Annotated in this window: 16 protein-coding genes; 8 read left to right on the forward strand and 8 right to left on the reverse strand. The window is 59.2% G+C overall.

Annotated features, from left to right (window positions below):
* Window positions 1-4 precede the first annotated feature (4 nt).
* Both ACQQZ8_RS08935 and ACQQZ8_RS08940 read left to right on the forward strand, forming a co-directional pair.
* Window positions 5-1,492: a class I adenylate-forming enzyme family protein gene (locus ACQQZ8_RS08935; protein WP_431709490.1), complete on the forward strand. Its 1,488-nt coding sequence runs from the start codon at window positions 5-7 to the stop codon at window positions 1,490-1,492.
* Window positions 1,489-2,667 carry a thiolase family protein gene (locus ACQQZ8_RS08940; protein WP_431709491.1) on the forward strand — a complete coding sequence of 393 codons (1,179 nt, stop codon included), beginning with the start codon at window positions 1,489-1,491 and terminating at the stop codon, window positions 2,665-2,667. Before ACQQZ8_RS08935 ends, ACQQZ8_RS08940 begins: the two co-directional genes overlap by 4 nt.
* Window positions 2,668-2,736: 69 nt before the next feature.
* Here the strand turns inward: ACQQZ8_RS08940 and ACQQZ8_RS08945 are convergent, their stop codons facing one another.
* From ACQQZ8_RS08945 to ACQQZ8_RS08965, 5 genes are read right to left on the reverse strand one after another with little or no spacing between them, the layout of a single operon-like run.
* Entirely contained in the window at window positions 2,737-3,081 is a 345-nt protein-coding gene (locus tag ACQQZ8_RS08945; RefSeq protein WP_431709492.1) for a metal-sulfur cluster assembly factor, read from the reverse strand.
* 10 nt (window positions 3,082-3,091) lie between these two features.
* Window positions 3,092-3,850 (reverse strand): Fe-S cluster assembly ATPase SufC, encoded by a 759-nt coding sequence (gene sufC, locus ACQQZ8_RS08950; protein WP_431709493.1) that lies wholly within the window; start codon window positions 3,848-3,850, stop codon window positions 3,092-3,094.
* A 51-nt stretch (window positions 3,851-3,901) separates the two neighbouring features.
* Window positions 3,902-5,185: a Fe-S cluster assembly protein SufD gene (gene sufD / locus ACQQZ8_RS08955; RefSeq protein ID WP_431709494.1), complete on the reverse strand. Its 1,284-nt coding sequence runs from the start codon at window positions 5,183-5,185 to the stop codon at window positions 3,902-3,904.
* A gap of 2 nt (window positions 5,186-5,187) precedes the next feature.
* Window positions 5,188-6,648: a Fe-S cluster assembly protein SufB gene (gene sufB / locus ACQQZ8_RS08960; RefSeq protein WP_431709495.1), complete on the reverse strand. Its 1,461-nt coding sequence runs from the start codon at window positions 6,646-6,648 to the stop codon at window positions 5,188-5,190.
* Complete coding sequence (locus tag ACQQZ8_RS08965; protein ID WP_431709496.1) at window positions 6,645-7,430, reverse strand: helix-turn-helix transcriptional regulator; 786 nt, start codon at window positions 7,428-7,430, stop codon at window positions 6,645-6,647. Before ACQQZ8_RS08965 ends, sufB begins: the two co-directional genes overlap by 4 nt.
* Window positions 7,431-7,623: 193 nt before the next feature.
* Between ACQQZ8_RS08965 and ACQQZ8_RS08970 the strand changes: the two genes are divergently transcribed.
* The 3 genes from ACQQZ8_RS08970 to ACQQZ8_RS08980 are packed head-to-tail and all read left to right on the forward strand — an operon-like array spanning window position 7,624 to window position 10,317.
* The gene (locus tag ACQQZ8_RS08970; RefSeq protein WP_431709497.1) at window positions 7,624-8,583 is read left to right on the forward strand and encodes an ABC transporter ATP-binding protein; all 960 of its coding nucleotides are present in this window, start codon (window positions 7,624-7,626) and stop codon (window positions 8,581-8,583) included.
* Entirely contained in the window at window positions 8,580-9,347 is a 768-nt protein-coding gene (locus tag ACQQZ8_RS08975; RefSeq protein WP_431709498.1) for an ABC transporter permease, read from the forward strand. Before ACQQZ8_RS08970 ends, ACQQZ8_RS08975 begins: the two co-directional genes overlap by 4 nt.
* A 28-nt stretch (window positions 9,348-9,375) precedes the next feature.
* A complete protein-coding gene (locus ACQQZ8_RS08980; protein WP_431709499.1) occupies window positions 9,376-10,317 on the forward strand; it encodes a COX15/CtaA family protein in 942 nt (313 codons plus the stop codon).
* A 74-nt stretch (window positions 10,318-10,391) separates the two neighbouring features.
* Here the strand turns inward: ACQQZ8_RS08980 and ACQQZ8_RS08985 are convergent, their stop codons facing one another.
* From ACQQZ8_RS08985 to ACQQZ8_RS08995, 3 genes are all read right to left on the reverse strand, one after another.
* Window positions 10,392-11,363: an HAAS signaling domain-containing protein gene (locus ACQQZ8_RS08985; protein WP_431709500.1), complete on the reverse strand. Its 972-nt coding sequence runs from the start codon at window positions 11,361-11,363 to the stop codon at window positions 10,392-10,394.
* Window positions 11,356-11,697 (reverse strand): PadR family transcriptional regulator, encoded by a 342-nt coding sequence (locus tag ACQQZ8_RS08990; RefSeq protein ID WP_431709501.1) that lies wholly within the window; start codon window positions 11,695-11,697, stop codon window positions 11,356-11,358. Before ACQQZ8_RS08990 ends, ACQQZ8_RS08985 begins: the two co-directional genes overlap by 8 nt.
* A gap of 130 nt (window positions 11,698-11,827) precedes the next feature.
* Entirely contained in the window at window positions 11,828-12,775 is a 948-nt protein-coding gene (locus ACQQZ8_RS08995; protein ID WP_431712165.1) for a heme o synthase, read from the reverse strand.
* Between the two features lie 626 nt (window positions 12,776-13,401).
* Between ACQQZ8_RS08995 and tkt the strand changes: the two genes are divergently transcribed.
* From tkt to ACQQZ8_RS09010, 3 genes are read left to right on the forward strand one after another with little or no spacing between them, the layout of a single operon-like run.
* Complete coding sequence (tkt, locus tag ACQQZ8_RS09000; RefSeq protein ID WP_431709502.1) at window positions 13,402-15,504, forward strand: transketolase; 2,103 nt, start codon at window positions 13,402-13,404, stop codon at window positions 15,502-15,504.
* Window positions 15,505-15,519: 15 nt separating this feature from the next.
* Entirely contained in the window at window positions 15,520-16,623 is a 1,104-nt protein-coding gene (tal, locus tag ACQQZ8_RS09005) for a transaldolase (RefSeq protein WP_431709503.1), read from the forward strand.
* Window positions 16,624-18,198 carry a glucose-6-phosphate isomerase gene (locus ACQQZ8_RS09010; RefSeq protein ID WP_431709504.1) on the forward strand — a complete coding sequence of 525 codons (1,575 nt, stop codon included), beginning with the start codon at window positions 16,624-16,626 and terminating at the stop codon, window positions 18,196-18,198.
* Window positions 18,199-18,200: the final 2 nt, after the last annotated feature.

The raw sequence follows: 18,200 nt of genomic DNA on the forward strand, positions 1-18,200 counted from the left end.
CCCCATGGAGCTAGCCACGACTTTCGTTGCGCACGTGCGCAGCCATCCCTCGCAGCTTGCGGTGGTGAGCTGCGTCGAGGCACTGAGCTATGCACAGCTCTACGCCGTGGCAAGTGACCTGGCCGAGAGCTTCACCGCCGCAGCTACTTCCAGAGTGCAGGACAGCTCGCTTCACCGGGTTGGGATACTTTGCGCTGACCCGGTGGATTTCATGGCCGGTTTTCTGGCCGGGATACTGAGTGGCTGCCCCGTTGTTGTCCTTGACCCTAGCTGGCCCGTACAGCGTCTCCACGGCGTGATCGCCGAGCTCGGACTCCAGCATGTCCTCTGCGATTCCTACCATGAACTACTGCTGAAGCGAGCTACACCGACGCTAGAGCTCATTCGTGCTGCCCGGCCGGGCCAACCCCTCAACCCGGCACCGGTGCCGGTCATTGATCCGCGTAGTGAACTCGTAGTCGTGTTCACCTCTGGCACCACCTTGGCGCCCAAAGCCATTAGCCGCTCCCGCAGCTCTTGGGCGCACACCTTGCGGCTAGGGCAACGCATCTTGCACGCGCAGCCAGCAGAAGTTAATCTCATTCCCGGGCCGCTGGCGCACGGGTTGAGCTTGTATGCGGCTTTCGAAACACTGTTGACCGGTGGCACCGCCTTGCTGACCGGGCGCTGGGACGCACAGGCTGCCCACGCGCTACTTCGCGCCCAGCAGTGTACCCGCATCGTCGCGGTTCCTTCGATCCTCAAACTCCTGCTCGATCACTATCCAAGCTTGTTGACAAGTGTGCGTTATGTGGTGAGCGGCGGTGAAGGTTTGCCGCGCTCATTGCGCCAGCAGCTGCAATCCCTGGAGTCGGTCGTCGATGTGGTGGAATACTACGGCACGAGCGAGCACAGCCTGATCGCGTACCGGAATTCCACCGATGCCCCACCCCCCTCGGATGCGCAGTTTGCCGGGCAACTGTTTCCCGAAGTTCAGCTGCGGATCATACCTCCGAAACCGGATGCGACAACCGGTGAAATCTTTGTCCGCAGCCCAATGCTGGCCAGTGACTATCTGAACCCTGACATCACCCTCCGCCGCCAGGACGGATATCTGAGCGTGAATGATTACGGCAAATATTGCGCTGGGCAGCTGCTGCTGAACGGCCGTGCTGGCGGCATGCTGAATCTGGGCGGAAACAATATATACCCCACTGAGATTGCCCAAGGGCTAGGGAAGGTGCTGGCGGTCGATCAGGTACAGGTACTAACTGAGCCGGTCAGCGGCATGGCACCACGGCTCATCGCATTTATTGAGGCTAGCAAGTCCCAAAAGTTCAGCGACCTAACGGACTTAGGTGAACGCTTAAATAACTATCTACCCGCGTACAAAGTGCCGCACGAACTAGTTATTCTCAGCTCCTGGCCGCGAACCGAAAGCGGCAAAATCGCCACTGCTCAGCTACTGAAGGCACGCAGGCAGGCATCCAGCATCCGAATGGTGTTGCGATGAACCGGGTGTACCTGATCGCGGCACGTCGCACACCGATCTTGCGGGTCGGCAAGCAATTCGCGGCACTGGGTCCCGAACGTCTCGCTGCCCCAGTCATCAATGAGCTACTGACGGATAGTGGAATTGCTCCGGCGGCGGTAGATCACGTAATGCTGGGCAACGCTGCCGGACCGGGCGGGAACGTTGCGCGAGTGAGCACGCTGGCCAGCAAGTTGCCCGAAACCACGCCGGCGACCACCCTCGATGCCCAATGTGCCAGTGGCTTAGATGCCATTGCCGGTGCCGCGCGAATGATCGCCGCCGGAGAGGCCGAAGCGGTGATTGCGGGCGGGGTAGAAAGTGCGAGTACAGCTCCTTGGCGGGTTTCGCGGCCGCGTGATCCCTTCGAGCCGGTACGGCAGTATTCGCGGGCACGGTTTACTCCTTCCCCGGACCCCGATCCGAACATGGGTGTGGCGGCGGAGAATATTGCGCGGCGTTTTGGGATCAGCCGCGAACGGCAGGACGCTTTTGCCCTGCAAAGCCAGCAGCGGGCAGTGGCCGCGCAGAGCGCCGGACATTTCAGCGATGAATTAGTTCCTCTCACGGTTAACGGCAGCCTCGTGCAGCAGGACTCCTGCCCTCGCCCGCAACTCACTGCCGAGAAACTCGCGGCCCTACGCCCGGCCTTCGTGCCCGGGGGTACGGTCACCGCGGGAAATTGCTGCCCCATTAATGACGCGGCGGCCGCAGTCCTGCTGGTTTCTGAGGCGCGGCTCCATGAGCTCGGCCCCGAGTTCGCGCTGCGCTATCTGGGCACCGGACATGGTGCCTGTGACCCGCAGGTTTTAGGGATGGCTGCGGTACCGGCCTATCGTCAGCTATTAGCCCGCGTCGGCGAACCGCTCACCACGGCTGGGGCACTCATCGAATTCAACGAGGCATTCGCGGTGCAGGCTTTGGCTTGTCTGGATGAGCTGGGGATTGATTCGAGATCGGTCAACCTTGATGGCGGGGCAATTGCCCTGGGGCACCCTTATGGGGCCAGCGGCGCAATCTTGGTTACCCGACTTTTCTGGCAGGCCCGCCGAAGCCGGCGCTCCCACCGCGCCGCGGTGGCGTTAATGGCAGCCGCCGGCGGGACCGGCACCGCCGTGGGTTTTCAATCCGTGGATTTACGGTATTCGGCAGATTAAACGACGCGACCGATGTGCGAAGAAACGTGTTGTTTCTCCGCACATCGGTCGCGCAGAAGTCAGACGGTCTTAGATGTTGAACCCGAGGGCTCGCATCTGGTCACGTCCATCGTCAGTGATCCGTTCTGGACCCCAAGGTGGCATCCAGACCCAGTTCAGGCGGTGCTCGTCAACAATATTCTCCAGCGTCGAAGACACTTGATCTTCGATAATATCGGTGAGCGGGCAGGCCGCGGTGGTCAGGGTCATGTCAATTAGTAGCGCACCGTCATCGGCGTACTTCAAACCGTACAGCAGACCCAAGTCGACGATATTGACACCCAGTTCCGGGTCAATAACATCCTTGAGCGCTTCCTCGACCTCATCCAGCGGGGTCACTGAGGTGCCCTGCTGTGCTTGTGTTGATTCGCTCATGGTTGATTCCTTAGGCAGTGACGTTCAGGTAACGGTCGTAACCTTCTTCTTCCAAACGGTCGGCCAGTTCTGGGCCGCCCTGTTCGGCGATCTTGCCGTCAACGAAGACGTGCACGTGATCGGGCTTGATGTAACGCAGGATGCGAGTGTAGTGGGTGATCAACAGAACGCCCATGTCGTTTTCTTCCTGAGCGCGGTTTACGCCCTCGGAGACAACCTTCAGTGCGTCCACGTCTAGACCGGAGTCGGTCTCGTCCAATACGGCAAACTTTGGCTTGAACAGTTCCAGCTGCAGGATCTCTACACGCTTCTTCTCACCACCGGAGAAGCCTTCGTTCACATTGCGCTGAGCGAAGGTCGAATCGATCTTCAGCTGTTCCATGGCGTTCTTCACGTCCTTGGTCCAGGTGCGCAGCTTCGGGGCTTCGCCGTCGATAGCAGTCTTGGCGGTACGCAGGAAGTTGGTCATGGACACACCAGGAACCTCAACCGGGTACTGCATAGCCAAGAACAGTCCAGCTTTAGCGCGCTCGTCAACGCTCATCTCCAGCACATCTTCACCGTCAAGGCTGATGCTGCCGCTGGTCACGTTGTAGCGTGGGTGGCCGGCAATGGTGGAGGCCAAGGTCGACTTACCCGAACCGTTAGGACCCATGATTGCGTGGGTTTCCTTGGTGTTGATCACCAGCGAAACACCCTTGAGGATTTCCTTCGCGCCCTGCTCGGTGTCGATCGAGACGTGCAGGTCCTTGATTTCCAAAATAGACATACGTCGTATCCGTTTCTATATCTAAAAAGCTTGTGAATGGTGTCGGCCAACTTAGCTGTTGGTGACTGCCAATTCTTCTTCGATGAGGTCGGTGAGGCGCTCTTCGAGCTGCTCGTCGCCGATCTGCTGCACAACTTCGTTCAAGAAGCCACGTACCACCAGACGGCGGGCGGTCTTCTCATCGATGCCACGGCTCATCAGGTAGAACAGGTGCTCATCATCGAAGCGGCCGGTGGTGGAGGCGTGCCCCGCACCATCGATCAGACCGGTTTCGATTTCCAGGTTTGGAATCGAGTCGGTACGCGTTCCATCGGTGAGCACCAGGTTGCGGTTGGCTTCATAGGAATCGGTGCCGGAGGCTTCCTTGCGGATCAAGACATCGCCTACCCAGACGGTGTGGGCGTCCTGGCCCTGCAGCGCGCCCTTGTACAGCACGTTGGACTTGCAGTTGGGCAGGTTGTGATCCACAAACAGGCGGTGTTCCAGGTGCTGACCGGCGTCGGCGAAGTACAAGCCGTAGAACTCTACTTCACCGCGTTCCCCGGCAAAGCTTGCCGAGGGGTTCACGCGCACCAAGTCGCCACCGAAGCTGATCGCGATGTGCTTGAAGTGGGCATCCTTCGCCACCGAAGCCTGTTGGCTGGAGGCATGAATTGCATCATCTTCCCAGGCCTGCAGTGACACGACGGTCAGTTTGGCGCCGGAGCGAACCTCGAACTCGATGTTCTGCGACAGGACAGCCGAGCCGACGTGATCCAAAACCAGCATCGCTTCGGAGTTCTCCTGAGCGATCACGATGATGTGCTGGGCGCTAGCCTCCAGCGACTCACCGGTAATGCGCAGGGTCGACTTGATGCCTTCGCTGTTGGCCGGAATGGTCAACACGCTTGCTTCCGCAGCGTGCTTCCACGCGTTGGCCGAGACCCGGTCATCCGGGGTGGCGACCACGCCGCGCAGCTTATCGCCGGCGGGCACGGTAGTGATGGTGACCTTCTCTGAACCGCTCAGTTCCAGCTTTGGAGCTGGTCCGGTGAGTTCAGCGGTGTGTAGGCCGCCCATGCGCTTCAACGGGGTGAAACGCCAGTCTTCTTCGCGGCCGGTCAACGGTGCGAAGTCTTCCAGCTTGTAGCTGGCCATACGTCCGGCACGGGAGGAATCGGGAACTCCGGCTCCCCCGCCGTGGCTGTGACCCTTGACGGAGTCGCCGGCCAACGGTGCGGAGGCTGCGGTCTCGTTCAATGGCGAGAGGTTCTCGCCCTCTTCGGTGAAACCAGGGATCGAAGGTGCGCCGATGCGTGCCTTCTCTTCTGGGATACGGGTGGTGGTCTCCGACATTCTTAGCCGACCGATCCTTCCATCTGAAGTTCAATAAGGCGGTTCAGTTCCAGCGCGTATTCCATGGGCAGTTCGCGAGCGATTGGCTCCACGAAGCCACGCACGATCATTGCCATCGCCTCGTCCTCGGCCAGGCCGCGGGACTGCAGGTAGAAGAGCTGATCTTCGGACACGCGGGAAACAGTTGCCTCGTGGCCCATGGTGACGTCGTCTTCACGCACGTCGATGTATGGGTAGGTATCCGAACGCGAGATCTGGTCAACCAGCAACGCGTCACAGACCACCGAGTTTTTGGTGCCCTTGGCACCTTCCTGCACCTGAACCAGACCGCGGTAGGCCGAACGTCCACCGTTACGAGCCACCGACTTAGCCACAATGGCGCTGGAGGTGTTCGGAGCGATGTGTACCATCTTCGAACCGGTGTCCTGGTGCTGGCCTTCGCCGGCGAAAGCGATGGACAGGGTTTCACCCTTGGCGTGCTCGCCAACCAGGTATACGGCTGGGTACTTCATGGTGACCTTCGAACCGATGTTGCCATCGACCCATTCCATGGTGGCGCCTTCTTCACAGACGGCACGCTTGGTCACCAGGTTGTACACGTTGTTCGACCAGTTCTGGATCGTGGTGTAGCGAACGCGGGCGTTCTTCTTCACAATGATCTCAACTACTGCCGAGTGCAGCGAGTCGGACTGGTAGATCGGGGCGGTACAACCCTCGATGTAGTGAACGTAGGATCCTTCATCGGCGATGATCAGGGTACGTTCGAACTGACCCATGTTCTCGGTGTTGATGCGGAAGTAGGCCTGCAGCGGGATTTCCACGTGGACGCCCTTCGGGACGTACACGAAGGAGCCACCGGACCAGACTGCGGTGTTCAACGCGGCGAACTTGTTATCGCCGGCCGGGATGATGGTACCGAAGTACTCCTGGAAGATCTCCGGGTGTTCCTTCAGCGCGGTATCGGTGTCCAGGAAGATGACTCCCTGTTCTTCCAGATCCTCGCGCAGCTGGTGGTAGACGACCTCGGACTCGTACTGAGCCGCGACGCCGGAAACCAGACGCTGCTTTTCAGCCTCGGGGATACCCAGCTTGTCGTAGGTGTTCTTAATATCTTCGGGCAGGTCTTCCCAGCTGGTGGCCTGCTTCTCGGTGGAACGCACGAAGTACTTGATGTTGTCGAAGTCAATGCCAGACAGGTCTGCACCCCAGGTTGGCATGGGTTTGCGGTCAAAGTACTTTAGCGACTTGAGGCGACGCTGCAGCATCCACTCAGGCTCGCTCTTCAACTGGGAAATGTTCTCAACGACGGCCTCGCTTAGGCCACGCTGGGCGGCGGCACCCGCCGCATCGCTGTCAGCCCAACCGTATTCGTAATTACCAATTCCGTGGAGTTCGGGGTTCTTCTCCAGAATTTCGGTAATCACGCCCGGGTCGGCAGACTCATGTGAAATCTGATCCGTCATCGCGGCCTCTCCTGCTTCGTGAACTGAATTCGAGTTCTCTTCTCGGCGCTACGTGGCGCCTTTTCACGCCCCACAGGGATGTGGGTCGTGCACACGTGTCCCCCGCTTGCCAACGTGGACAGTCGACGAACGTCGACTCCCAAGAGGCGAGCAAACATTTCTGTTTCGGTGTCGCAAAACACCGGGAACTCACGTGCCAAATCTTGGATCGGGCAGTGTCCTTGGCACAGCTGGACGCTGCGCATCAGTTCCGTGGACAGTTTGGTGTCCACGGCTCGGGTGTACCCGACAAAACCATCGGTGTTGAGCAGCTCGCCCAACACTTCGGCTCGTTTCTCTAGGCCCTCGGTTCCTTCGAGGGCCTTGGCGTAGCGTTCTTCCATCTCTTTGAATCGGCGACGAGCGAATCCGCGGATCGCGTCTTCTCCCGCTGCTTCGCCCAATTCCTTGAGCGCCAGAGTGGCGATATCCAGGTAGTCATTACCGAGCTTGGTCTGTCCGCGGTGGGACAAGACGTACCGCCGAGATGGGCGTCCGGCTCCGGACTTTTGGTTTGCGACGAGCTTGACCTCAACGAGCCCAGCCTTGGACAGGGCATCGAGGTGGCGTCGAACGGCCGCCGGGGTAAAACCTAGTGTCTTACCCAGCTCCGCTGCGCTGACTGGCCCGTCCTCAAGTACGGCGTACAGCACACGGTCGCGAGTCCGCTCTTCGGTATCCCCAATCGCGCCCACTGCTTTTGTCGGCTGTTCGCCGACCGAGTTTGCTTTAGATGAATACACAACACAAGCATGACCAAATTTTCGCGGTAGGTCTAGTAAGGGAGGACTTACTAAGGTGACCATGCTCAATCCTTGAATAGCCCCTCAAATCTAGGGAAGAATGCCTCGTGAATCCAGTTTATCGCGCTTCGTTCAGTTGCGCCGTGAGCAATGACTCATCTGAGATAACTTCGACCTAGCGTAGAATTGATGGGTGTCTTCCGTATCCCCCAGTCTCATCATCAGTGAGCTGTGTAAAGATCTTGGACCAGTTCCGGCGCTGAATGACCGGATGCTTCGAGTTCTGCACAATATTTCGCTCAAGGCTTTCCCCGGACAGGTAACCACGTTGCTCGGTTCCAACGGTGCCGGAAAATCGACGACCCTCGGGTGTGCGCAGGGCTTGCTCCGCCCGGAAAGTGGCACCGTTGAGTTATTGGGCGAAGACCCCTTCGGGGACAAACCCGAATTGCGCTCTCGGGTAGGTGTGATGCTGCAGGATGGCGGCTTGCCACCCTCGATGCGCCCCATCCCGTTATTGCGACATGTCGCCTCGCTGTATCAGCGGTCATACGATATCGACGCGCTGATCGAACGCTTGGACATTCATTCCTTTGCCTCCCGCAGTATTCGCCGACTCTCCGGAGGACAAAAGCAGCGGGTCGCTCTCGCCGCGGCATTGGCCGGCGATCCCGAGGTCCTCTTCTTGGATGAACCCAGTGCCGGTCTGGACCCGCAGACCCGCCAGGTGGTTTTCGATTTGATTCTGGAGTTGCGCAACGCGGGGAAGACCATCATCCTGACCACACATTTGATGGATGATGCACAGCGTCTGAGCGACTACGTGTACATCATCGATAAGGGTCGTACCGTCGCTCAGGGTACCGTTGCCGAACTGACCGCTCTGGCCGCCGAGGAGCAGGACACTCGCCCAGTGTCCTTCGGCACCCGCCCAGGGCTGAGTCTGCCTGCTGAACTTCCCGCGGGACTGCACCTGAGTGAAACCAGCCCCGGTGAGTACCGTCTGGATGGAGTGCGCTCTCCCGAGCATTTACAGTGGTTGTCTAACTGGTGGGCTCAGGCCGAAGTGCTGCCTACCCATATCTCGCTCCAGGCCCGCAGCCTGGAGGATGTTTTCCTTGAGATTGCACAGAAGGAGTCCGAGGACGCATGAGCTCAACTTTGAGCACCGCACGGAATAACGCGGTGCCGCCGCTGAAACGCATCGTGCTTCACGGCAAATATGAGACCATTCAGATGCTCAGCAACGGCGAACAGCTCGTGCTGGCCATTGTGATGCCGGTAATTGCCCTGTTCGCGCTGACCTTCACCGACCTACTTGACGGCGTAGCTGAGCAGCGAATCGATGCCGCCGCACCGGGCGTTCTGGCGCTGTGCGTGATTTCCACGGCTTTTACCGGTCAGGGAATCGGCACCGGCTTCGACCGCCGCTATGGGGTGCTGCGGATGTTCTCCACCACCCCACTGGGCAAGGCCGGTCTGATCTTTGGCAAGGTCATCGCCGTACTCACCGTTTTGGCGATCCAGGTCGTTTTGATCACCTGTTGCGCCTTACTCATGGGCTGGGAACCACGCTTGGTCGGGATCCTGCCCTCGCTGCTGTTCTTGCTAATCGGTGCCGGCTGCTTCACCGCACTGGGGCTCCTGATTGCCGGAACTGTCCGCCCCGAGGCTACCTTGGCAATCACCAACCTCGCCTGGATCCTGCTGGCGGGCGTTGGTGGGGTACTTTTCCCCGCCTCACTTTCTCCGGACTGGCTGCAGCTACTGCTCTACGCCATGCCGTCGGCCGGCTTGGGTGACGCGCTCCGTGCCGCACTCATCGACGGCTCCTTCCACTTCCCGGCGGCGATCCAGCTACTGGTTTGGACCGGTGTCGCTTCGTTCGCTGCCGTAAAGCTGTTCAAATGGAACTAGAAACCACCCACACCCAAGGGAGAAGTTAATGTCTTCGTCCGCTGCCCGGACTACGAGCTGGTCCGACAGATTGCCGACCAAGGTCACCAAGACCGTGCACGGTTTGGCCATCGCCTCGCTCATCTCGCAGGTAGGCATCATCGTCTCTGGCGGTGCGGTGCGACTGACCAAGTCGGGCTTGGGATGCTCGGAATGGCCCAATTGCATGCCCGGTTCAATGACTCCGGTTCCGGAGATGGGAATTCATGGGCTGATTGAGTTCGGTAACCGCCTGCTGACCTTCGTCTTGATCGCTATTGCGGTGGCTTTCCTCGTCTCGATTTGGAAGCTGCGCCATACTCACCGGCCATTGTTTGTCTTGGGCATTGTGCTCTTGGCTGGCATCCCTTTCCAGGGGGTCATCGGCGGGATCACCGTCTGGACCAAACTGAACCCGTGGGTGGTCTCACTTCACTTCCTGCTCTCTATGGCCTTGGTTGTGCTGGCCACGTTGCTGGTGAACCGTACGGCTGCCGAATACAAGCAGCAGCACATCCCGAGCCAAGAAAAGACCCTTGGGCAGGTTGCGTGGGTCGCCTGGATTGCCGCGATGCTAGCGATCATCTTCGGAACCATTGTCACTGGTACCGGACCACATGCGGGCGACGCTTCGGCTCCGCGGCACATGTTCGACCCGTTGCTGGTTACCCGCATGCACACCGCGCCGGTCTACCTGCTGATCGGCTGTGTGCTGGTGCTGCTGTTCTTAGCGGCTAAACGCCAAGCTGGCCCAAAGTTTAGGAACGCCCTAGTCTGGTTGATTCTCATGATCGCCCTGCAGGCGGCCATCGGGTACATCCAGCACTTCACGGGGCTGCCAATCGGCATGGTGTTGGCTCACATGCTGGGTAGCGCACTGTTGGGTATTGCGGTAACAAATGTCTGGGATCGGGCAACGATGTTGCCGCGCTCCCCCTTGGTTAATCGCTAAGACTGTTCTGCAATACACCGCACGGCGGTTTATTCTCGACGTTCACACTTCGAGAATGAACCGCCGTGAGTGGTTTAAGGAAGCTCCGTTTCGGTAGGTGCTTTGAACTTTGGTGTGGATAGCCGTAGCAGGCCGTAGAGTCCCAAAGCCACCAAGACTCCTCCGCCCACCCAGAATGCGGCAATGAGGATGCCAGCATCGACCACACCGACGCCGAGCACGAAGATTCCATAACCGAGGACCACCCAGTGAGCTAACCGCCAATTCATCGCGTACCCGAGGGCCAATGCGAGGCTAAACAGCCCCCAGATCAACAATGGGATCTGTTCGGCACCTAGATTCCCCAGCACGAGGCCGGACAGGACCAGCACCACCGGGCTGAATAGCAACACCGCACCAAGAATCCGTAGGGTCAGCTGTTCGGCGGATCGTGCAACCGGACGAGACGCATAGGGCAGTGTGGCCGCCAACCATGCCGCCAGGGCCGCCGGAACAAAGAACAGCCCGGTTCCCACGAGGTCAACGAAGACCACGATGCTCAGTAGCGCAGCTACGCCGAGGAAGCCCCAGCGTCGGACACGACTCGGAAGCAACAGGGCGCTGAGCACCAGCGCAGCGGGAAGCAATGTCAACACAGCCACACCGGGGCCATAGAGCTCTAACAGGGTCGCCACGGCCTGCTCCGGGCTGGATCCGGAGTCGGGATGTTGTCCTGTCGGTTGCCGCAGAAAGAAACTGACCACCACCGCGGCAATCACCGCAAAAGCAAGAGTAAACCCGCCCAGGATCCGGCCACGATCAAACCGCGCCGCCCCTGTCGGCTGAGCAATCCCCCACTCGACCCGGCTAGTCTCGGCCAACTGTTCGGGATCCCCTAAGCCCAGAAGCACCGCATCAGTATTCCGTCCGGAGGCCGTAGCCTCCACAATATGAGCTTCAACATCCTGCAGAATTGAGTCCTTGACTTCTCCCGGAAGATCACCCAAGAGTTTATTTAGCTGGCGCAGGTAGCGCTGCGCGGGCCGATCTAATTTCGTGTTAACCATGGTGCCCTCCTAGAAGACCGTAAACTTGAGCGCTGATCTGATTCCACACCGCTTCAAACGTGGCCAACTGTTGCTGGCCTTCAGCGGTGATTGCGTAGTATTTGCGCGACCTGCTGCCTGCGGCCTGTTCCCAGCGGGTATCGACACTCCCAGATGTTTTCATCCGCGCCAGCAGCGGATATAGACTGCCTTCGCTAGCGCTGAGTTCTCGGTCCATCAGTTCGTTGGCGATCTCTAGGCCGTACATTTCACGGTCCTGCAGAAGTGCAAGAACACAGTATTCGAGCACACCCTTACGCAGGTTCGTGGCAATTTTTTCGGAGCTTTCCGGCATACGATGATGATACCTTGCACCACAAGACTTGTATAGCAAGATAAATCATTGAAGATCTGCATCAGCAATCTTGCTCCAGCATGTAGGCACAAAAAAGCCCCCGGTGCACCGGGGGCAATTTTCTCAAAGACTACGGGAAGAGCGGGCTACCAACGAACGGGTCAATAGCCAAAGCCAGGAAGACGATCGATAGGTAGGTAATCGAAATATGGAAGACCTTCATGGCCTTGCGATTCATCTCCGCTGGAGAGTGATCGCGCTGGGCTTCACGGTATAGCACGTGCGACTCGTAAACGAACCAAAGCCCGGAGCCACCGGCTAATGCGGTATAGACAATGCCTGCATAACCCATCGGCACTAGAAGCATCGAACAAACCAAAGTTGCCCACGCATAGAGCACCACCTGCACCGAAACACGGCGGGCGTTGGCGATCGCGCCGAACATTGGCACCGATGCAGCATTGTAATCGTCCGCATACTTCATGGACAGAGGCCAGTAATGCGGCGGGGTCCACAAGAAGATCACGATAAACAGGATGATTGCTGGCCATTCAACGGTGTTGGTTACCGCGGCCCAAGCGATCACTACCGGCATACATCCGGCAATACCGCCCCAGACAATGTTCTGGGTGGTGCGGCGCTTGAGGATCAGCGTGTAAAGAACCACGTAGAGCAGGATCGCCAACAGGCCCAGAGCGGTCGTCAGCGGATTAGTACCAAACCAGAAGACCGCCAGCGAAGCCACCGCCAGAACCCAGGAAAACGTCAGCGCTTCACGCGGGGTGACATCCCCGGTCACCAAGGGGCGGCCCTTGGTGCGCTTCATGAGCATGTCCATGTCACGGTCGAAGTAGCAGTTGAAAGAACCGGAGGCACCGGCAGCCATTGCGCCACCCAACAGGGTGGCGACCATCAACCAAACGTCGGGGAAACCGCGTTCAGCGAAGATCATGGTCGGCAGCGTGGTAACCAGTAGCAATTCGATGACTCGGGGCTTGGTCAGCGCCAGATAGGCGCCGGCCTTGCGCTTAATGAATTCACCAGTGCTCTCCTCGGGCTGGCGCGAGGACCGGGGAATCGGCGAATCAGCGACGGTAAGAGTCTTCAATTAAACGCACTCAGTTCTACACGGGTACAAGACAGACGAATTCATTCTACGCGGAATAGAACTCAGTTGGTAGTTAGGGCTGGAGAGAACTGCCAAGATACTAGGTGATTCCGGTCATCTCTGCGCAGCTTTGGCCAACGGCACTGGCACGCTGCCACCTGCAACAGGTCTCCCGTGACAACTGCGCATGGATTGTGCACCGGCGCGGCCACTCCAAGTTGCAACATCAGACTCGCCGCACGACAGCTAAAGCCTATACAAATTCTAGCCTTTGTATATTTGACGCTCACAACATTGGAACGTTGTACTTCTGGTCAGCTACTGTTGCGCTTTGGAACTACTGCGTCCGCTGGCCGCGGGCTTCTAGAGACTCATCGCGGACAAAGCCTTGGCTCGCAACGCAATTTTGCGTGCTTTACCCGTGTCATCTTGGTTAAGGCCGCGCATAAAACAGTCGTTCCGCGATAGAGTGGTTTGCAGTTGCGCCGTCGCTGCCTTGTCCCGAGTTTGAACGCCACGGGTACTTAGGTCGACGGCGTATTGCGTGCCAGCGGGACCCTACCCCGCCTCAAGCCTGAATGGAAGGAAACGCCGCAGTGGCGACTGAATCCTTAGTTGAAGAATTTTCACTTACCGAACTAGACCGCAAGGCCATCGATGCGGCCCGTATATTGGCCGCCGATGCCGTGGAAAAGGTCGGTAACGGTCACCCCGGTACCGCCATCAGCTTGGCTCCGGCCGCGTATCTGATTTTCCAGAAACACCTGCGCCACGATCCGAATGATCCACAGTGGATCGGCCGCGACCGTTTCATCCTTTCCCCCGGTCACACTTCGCTGACCCTCTACTTGCAGCTCTTCCTTTCCGGCTACGGTCTGGAAATGAAAGATTTGGAAGCGCTACGCACTTGGGACGCCAAGACTCCAGGTCACCCGGAATATGGTCACACCGACGGGGTGGAGATCACTACCGGCCCATTGGGTCAGGGTTTGGCTTCCTCCGTGGGCTTCGCTTACGCCCAGCGCCGCATGCGTGGTCTGCTCGATGCTCAGGCGCCTGCTGGCACTAGCGTCTTTGACCACACCATCTACGTCATTGCCTCCGACGGCGACCTGCAAGAAGGTGTCACCTCCGAGGCTTCCTCGCTGGCCGGACATCAGCAATTGGGCAACCTTGTGGTGATCTATGACGACAACAAGATCTCCATCGAAGACGACACCGATATTGCCTTCAACGAAGACGTGCTCAAGCGTTACGAGGCTTACGGCTGGCACACACAGCGTGTGGACTGGGTTAAGACCGGAAACTACGTGGAGGATCTGGCTGAGCTGGATTCCGCGATTCGCACGGCCAAGGCCGAAACCAGCCGCCCATCGATCATTAGCCTGCGTACCATCATCGGCTGGCCTTCGCCTACCAAGGCGAACACCGGCGGCATTCACGGTTCGAAGCTCGGTGGCGAAGAGGTTGCCGGGTTGAAGCAGATCCTGGGCGCCGACCCGGAAGCAAGCTTCCATATCGCTGATGAGGTGCTGGGTCACGCTCGTCAGGTAGCTGATCGCGGTGCGAAGCTACATACCGAATGGCAGCAACGCTTTGATACCTGGGCCGCGGCTAACCCCAAAGAAGCTCAGCTGCTCGAACGCCTGCAAGCTGGCGAGCTCCCGGCAGGTTGGGAGCAGAAGCTTCCAGTCTTCGAAGCCGGCACGTCCCTTGCCACCCGTGCCGCGTCCGGAAAGGTCATTAACGCTGTAGCCGATGTCCTTCCTGAACTCTGGGGTGGCTCCGCAGATTTGGCCGGTTCGAATAACACCACGATCACCAACGCCAAGTCCTTCGCCCCGGCCGAGCGTTCCACCGAGACTTGGAGCGCCGACCCCTATGGCCGCGTGCTGCACTTTGGTATTCGTGAGCATGCTGCCGCGTCGATCACCAACGGCATCGTGTTGGCTTCGCCAACCCGCGCCTTCAACGGCACTTTCCTGATCTTCTCCGACTACCAGCGTCCGGCGATTCGCTTGGCCGCCCTGATGGGTGTGCCATCGATCTTCGTGTGGACTCACGATTCCATTGGTTTGGGTGAAGACGGCCCAACCCACCAGCCGGTCGAACAGCTGGCTTCGCTGCGCGCCATCCCGAACTTCGATGTGGTGCGTCCGGCTGATGCCAATGAGGTCTCCTACGCGTGGAAGGGCATGCTGGAGCTGAAGGACACCCCTTCGGGCATTGTGCTTTCACGGCAGAACCTGCCGGTCTTCGATCGCAGCGCACCAGGCTTCCGTCCAGCAGAAGGCACCTTGAAGGGTGGCTACATTCTGGCCGAAGCGGTCCGTGATGGTGCTGAGGTCACCCCGGATGTCATTTTGATCGCCACCGGTTCGGAAGTTGAACTGGCCGTGGCAGCCCGCGAACGACTGGCCACCGAAGGTCTTGCCGCCCGCGTGGTCTCCCTGCCAAGCCATGAGTGGTTCGCTAAACAGGATCCGGCGTACCGTGAAGAGGTTTTGCCCTCGGCAATTACCGCCCGTGTTTCGGTGGAAGCCGGCGTGGCCATGGGCTGGCGAGAAATCGTTGGCGCACAGGGCGAAATCATCTCGCTGGACCACTTCGGCGCTTCGGCCGATTACAAGAAGCTTTACAGCGAATTTGGTATCACTACCGACGCCGTTGTTGCCGCTGCTCTCAAAGTTGCGAAGTAAGGAAACCATTTACTCATGAGCAATCCAAACACTCAGGCACTATCCGACGCCGGAGTTTCGATCTGGCTAGATGATCTGTCCCGTGAACGACTCACCAGTGGTTCGCTGGCCAAGCTCATCGAAGAGAAGAACGTCACCGGGGTGACCACCAACCCGGCGATCTTCGCCGCAGCACTGGCCAACGCCGAAGTGTACGGTCAGGCCATTGCGGAGCACCGCGATAAGTCGGTGGAAGCTGCGATCACCGAGATCACCAGCGATGACGTAGCTGCCGCCTGCGACCTGTTCCGTCCGATCTATGATGCCAGCAACGGGGTTGACGGGCGGGTGTCCATCGAGGTGGATCCACGTCTGGCCCACGATACCGCGCAGACCATCGCTCAGGCCAAGGCTCTGTACGAGCGGGTAGACCGCGAGAACGTACTGATCAAGATCCCCGCCACCTTGGCCGGTTTAGAAGCGATTAGCGAGACCATCGCCGCCGGAATTTCGGTGAATGTGACTCTGATTTTCTCCTTGGAGCGTTACCGCGAGGTCATCAACGCGTACCTGATCGGTTTGGAAAAGGCGCAGGCCAACGGCTTGGATCTGTCCAAGATCCATTCGGTGGCATCCTTCTTCGTTTCCCGTCTGGATACCGAGATCGACAAACGCCTGGATGCCATCGGCAGCGAAGCGGCCGCAGCAGTGCGCGGGCAGGCTGGCGTAGCCAATGCTCGGCTCGCCTACCAGGTCTTCCAGGAACAGTTCGCTACCGAACGTTTCGCGGTGCTCGCCGCGGCCGGCGCCAATGTGCAGCGTCCGTTGTGGGCTTCCACCGGGGTCAAGGATCCGGCATACCCAGCCACCTTGTACGTCACCGAGCTGGTTGCCGCACAGACCGTGAACACTATGCCAGAGAAAACCTTGGACGCCACGGCTGCCGAGGCGCAGGTGCACGGCGATGCGATTGCTGGCAGCTATCCGGCAGCCAATCAGGTCTTGGATCAACTGGCGGCACTGGGCATCGATTACAACGAGGTCGTTGAGTTGCTCGAAGTCGAGGGCGTGCAGAAGTTTGACGACGCCTGGAATGAACTGTTGTCGGATATGGCTGTGGCACTCAAGGAGGCCAAGTAAATGGAACTGGGTCTGGTGACCTCCGGGGCCGCTCTAGCCGCGGTTGAGCAGTACCTTCCACAGTTACTGCACCACAAGGTCGGGAGCCGTATTGCTGGGAAGGACTCCACCCTCTGGGGTCCCGAGGCACAGCCCGAAGCGGCCATCCGGTTGGGCTGGACTAATCCATTTGATACCGCTGAAGAACTCGTCCCGGCGATCTTGAATCTGCGTGATGAGTTTGTTGCCGAAGGTCTGACCCGGATCGTCTTGTGCGGTATGGGCGGCTCATCGCTGGCTCCCGAGGTCATTGTGGCCCATGACGGTGTGGATCTGGTGGTCTGCGATACCACCGACCCGCAGATGATCGCAGGCATTCTGGCCGAGGATTTGCAGCACACCGTGGTGGTGATCGCATCCAAGTCCGGTTCCACCGTCGAAACCGATTCGCACCGCCGGGTTTTTGCCGCCGCTTTCGAAGCCGCGGGTATTGATCCGGCCAAGCGTCTGGTGTTGATCACTGACCCAGGCTCCCCCATGGATAACCGTGAGGGCGTTCGCGCCGTATTCAACGCCGACCCGGAGGTTGGTGGACGCTACTCGGCGTTGACCGCTTTCGGGCTGGTTCCTGCCGGGCTTGCCGGAGCCGAAATCGACATGCTGATTCAGGAAGCCGGTCTCATCGCGGATCTGCTCACCGAGGACGACGAAGATAACTTGGCTTTGCATCTGGGGGCCGCGATGGTCACCCCGGGTCGTGACAAGCTGCTCTTCGCCCCGCATGCACAGACCGTGGCCGGGTTCGGTGATTGGGCCGAACAGTTGATCGCCGAATCCACCGGCAAGCAGGGCAAGGGTGTCCTTCCCGTGGTCGCCCTCGCCAACGCTCCGGAGCTGAAAGCCGAACTGGACGATGTGCTGCCGCTCCATCTCTACGACGAGCTACCGCAGGAAGTTGACGAGAACGCCACCGCCATCCACTTCTCCGCTCCGCTGGGTGCCGCGTTCCTCATTTTTGAGTACGCTACCGCGGTGGCCGGCTATCTGTTGGAGGTCAACCCCTTCGATCAGCCGGATGTGGAAGCTGCTAAATCCGCCGCACGCACGCTGCTTGACGCCCCAGGTGCCGGATCACCCGACGCGGTCGATGGTGCCATCGAGATTTTCGGTTCCACCCACGATCGCGTGGATACGGCCCTCGACGCACTGGTAGCGCAGCTACCGGAGGACGGATACCTGGCGGTGCAGGCTTATCTGGACCGTCACGCAGATGCCCAGTTGGAGGAACTTCGTGACCTGTTGGCCGCGAAGTCCGGCCGACCGGTCACCTTTGGCTGGGGACCGCGTTTCTTGCACTCCACCGGGCAGTACCACAAGGGTGGCCCCCGCCAGGGGGTCTACTTGCAGCTCACCGGTGACAGCGAACAAGACGTGACGATCCCAGGCCGCAGCTTCGGGTTTGCGGGTTTGATCGCGGCCCAAGCTTCCGGGGATGCCAATGTGCTTTCCGGCGGTGAGCATGGCCGTCCGTTGCTGCGTCTGCATTTGACCGACCGCCCCGCGGGGATTCGCCAGCTGATTGAGGCTGTGAGCTAGGA

Source organism: Glutamicibacter uratoxydans (genome assembly GCF_050753455.1).
Classification (GTDB): Bacteria; Actinomycetota; Actinomycetes; order Actinomycetales; family Micrococcaceae; genus Glutamicibacter; species Glutamicibacter uratoxydans_A.

Excerpts from the sequence above, each read along its gene's own strand:
- ACQQZ8_RS08935 (WP_431709490.1), top strand. The coding sequence starts at position 5 with ATGGAGCTAGCCACGACTTTCGTTGCGCACGTGCGCAGCCATCCCTCG.
- ACQQZ8_RS08940 (WP_431709491.1), top strand. The coding sequence starts at position 1,489 with ATGAACCGGGTGTACCTGATCGCGGCACGTCGCACACCGATCTTGCGG.
- ACQQZ8_RS08945 (WP_431709492.1), bottom strand. The coding sequence starts at position 3,081 with ATGAGCGAATCAACACAAGCACAGCAGGGCACCTCAGTGACCCCGCTG.
- sufC (WP_431709493.1), bottom strand. The coding sequence starts at position 3,850 with ATGTCTATTTTGGAAATCAAGGACCTGCACGTCTCGATCGACACCGAG.
- sufD (WP_431709494.1), bottom strand. The coding sequence starts at position 5,185 with ATGTCGGAGACCACCACCCGTATCCCAGAAGAGAAGGCACGCATCGGC.
- sufB (WP_431709495.1), bottom strand. The coding sequence starts at position 6,648 with ATGACGGATCAGATTTCACATGAGTCTGCCGACCCGGGCGTGATTACC.
- ACQQZ8_RS08975 (WP_431709498.1), top strand. The coding sequence starts at position 8,580 with ATGAGCTCAACTTTGAGCACCGCACGGAATAACGCGGTGCCGCCGCTG.
- ACQQZ8_RS08980 (WP_431709499.1), top strand. The coding sequence starts at position 9,376 with ATGTCTTCGTCCGCTGCCCGGACTACGAGCTGGTCCGACAGATTGCCG.
- ACQQZ8_RS08985 (WP_431709500.1), bottom strand. The coding sequence starts at position 11,363 with ATGGTTAACACGAAATTAGATCGGCCCGCGCAGCGCTACCTGCGCCAG.
- ACQQZ8_RS08990 (WP_431709501.1), bottom strand. The coding sequence starts at position 11,697 with ATGCCGGAAAGCTCCGAAAAAATTGCCACGAACCTGCGTAAGGGTGTG.
- tal (WP_431709503.1), top strand. The coding sequence starts at position 15,520 with ATGAGCAATCCAAACACTCAGGCACTATCCGACGCCGGAGTTTCGATC.
- ACQQZ8_RS09010 (WP_431709504.1), top strand. The coding sequence starts at position 16,624 with ATGGAACTGGGTCTGGTGACCTCCGGGGCCGCTCTAGCCGCGGTTGAG.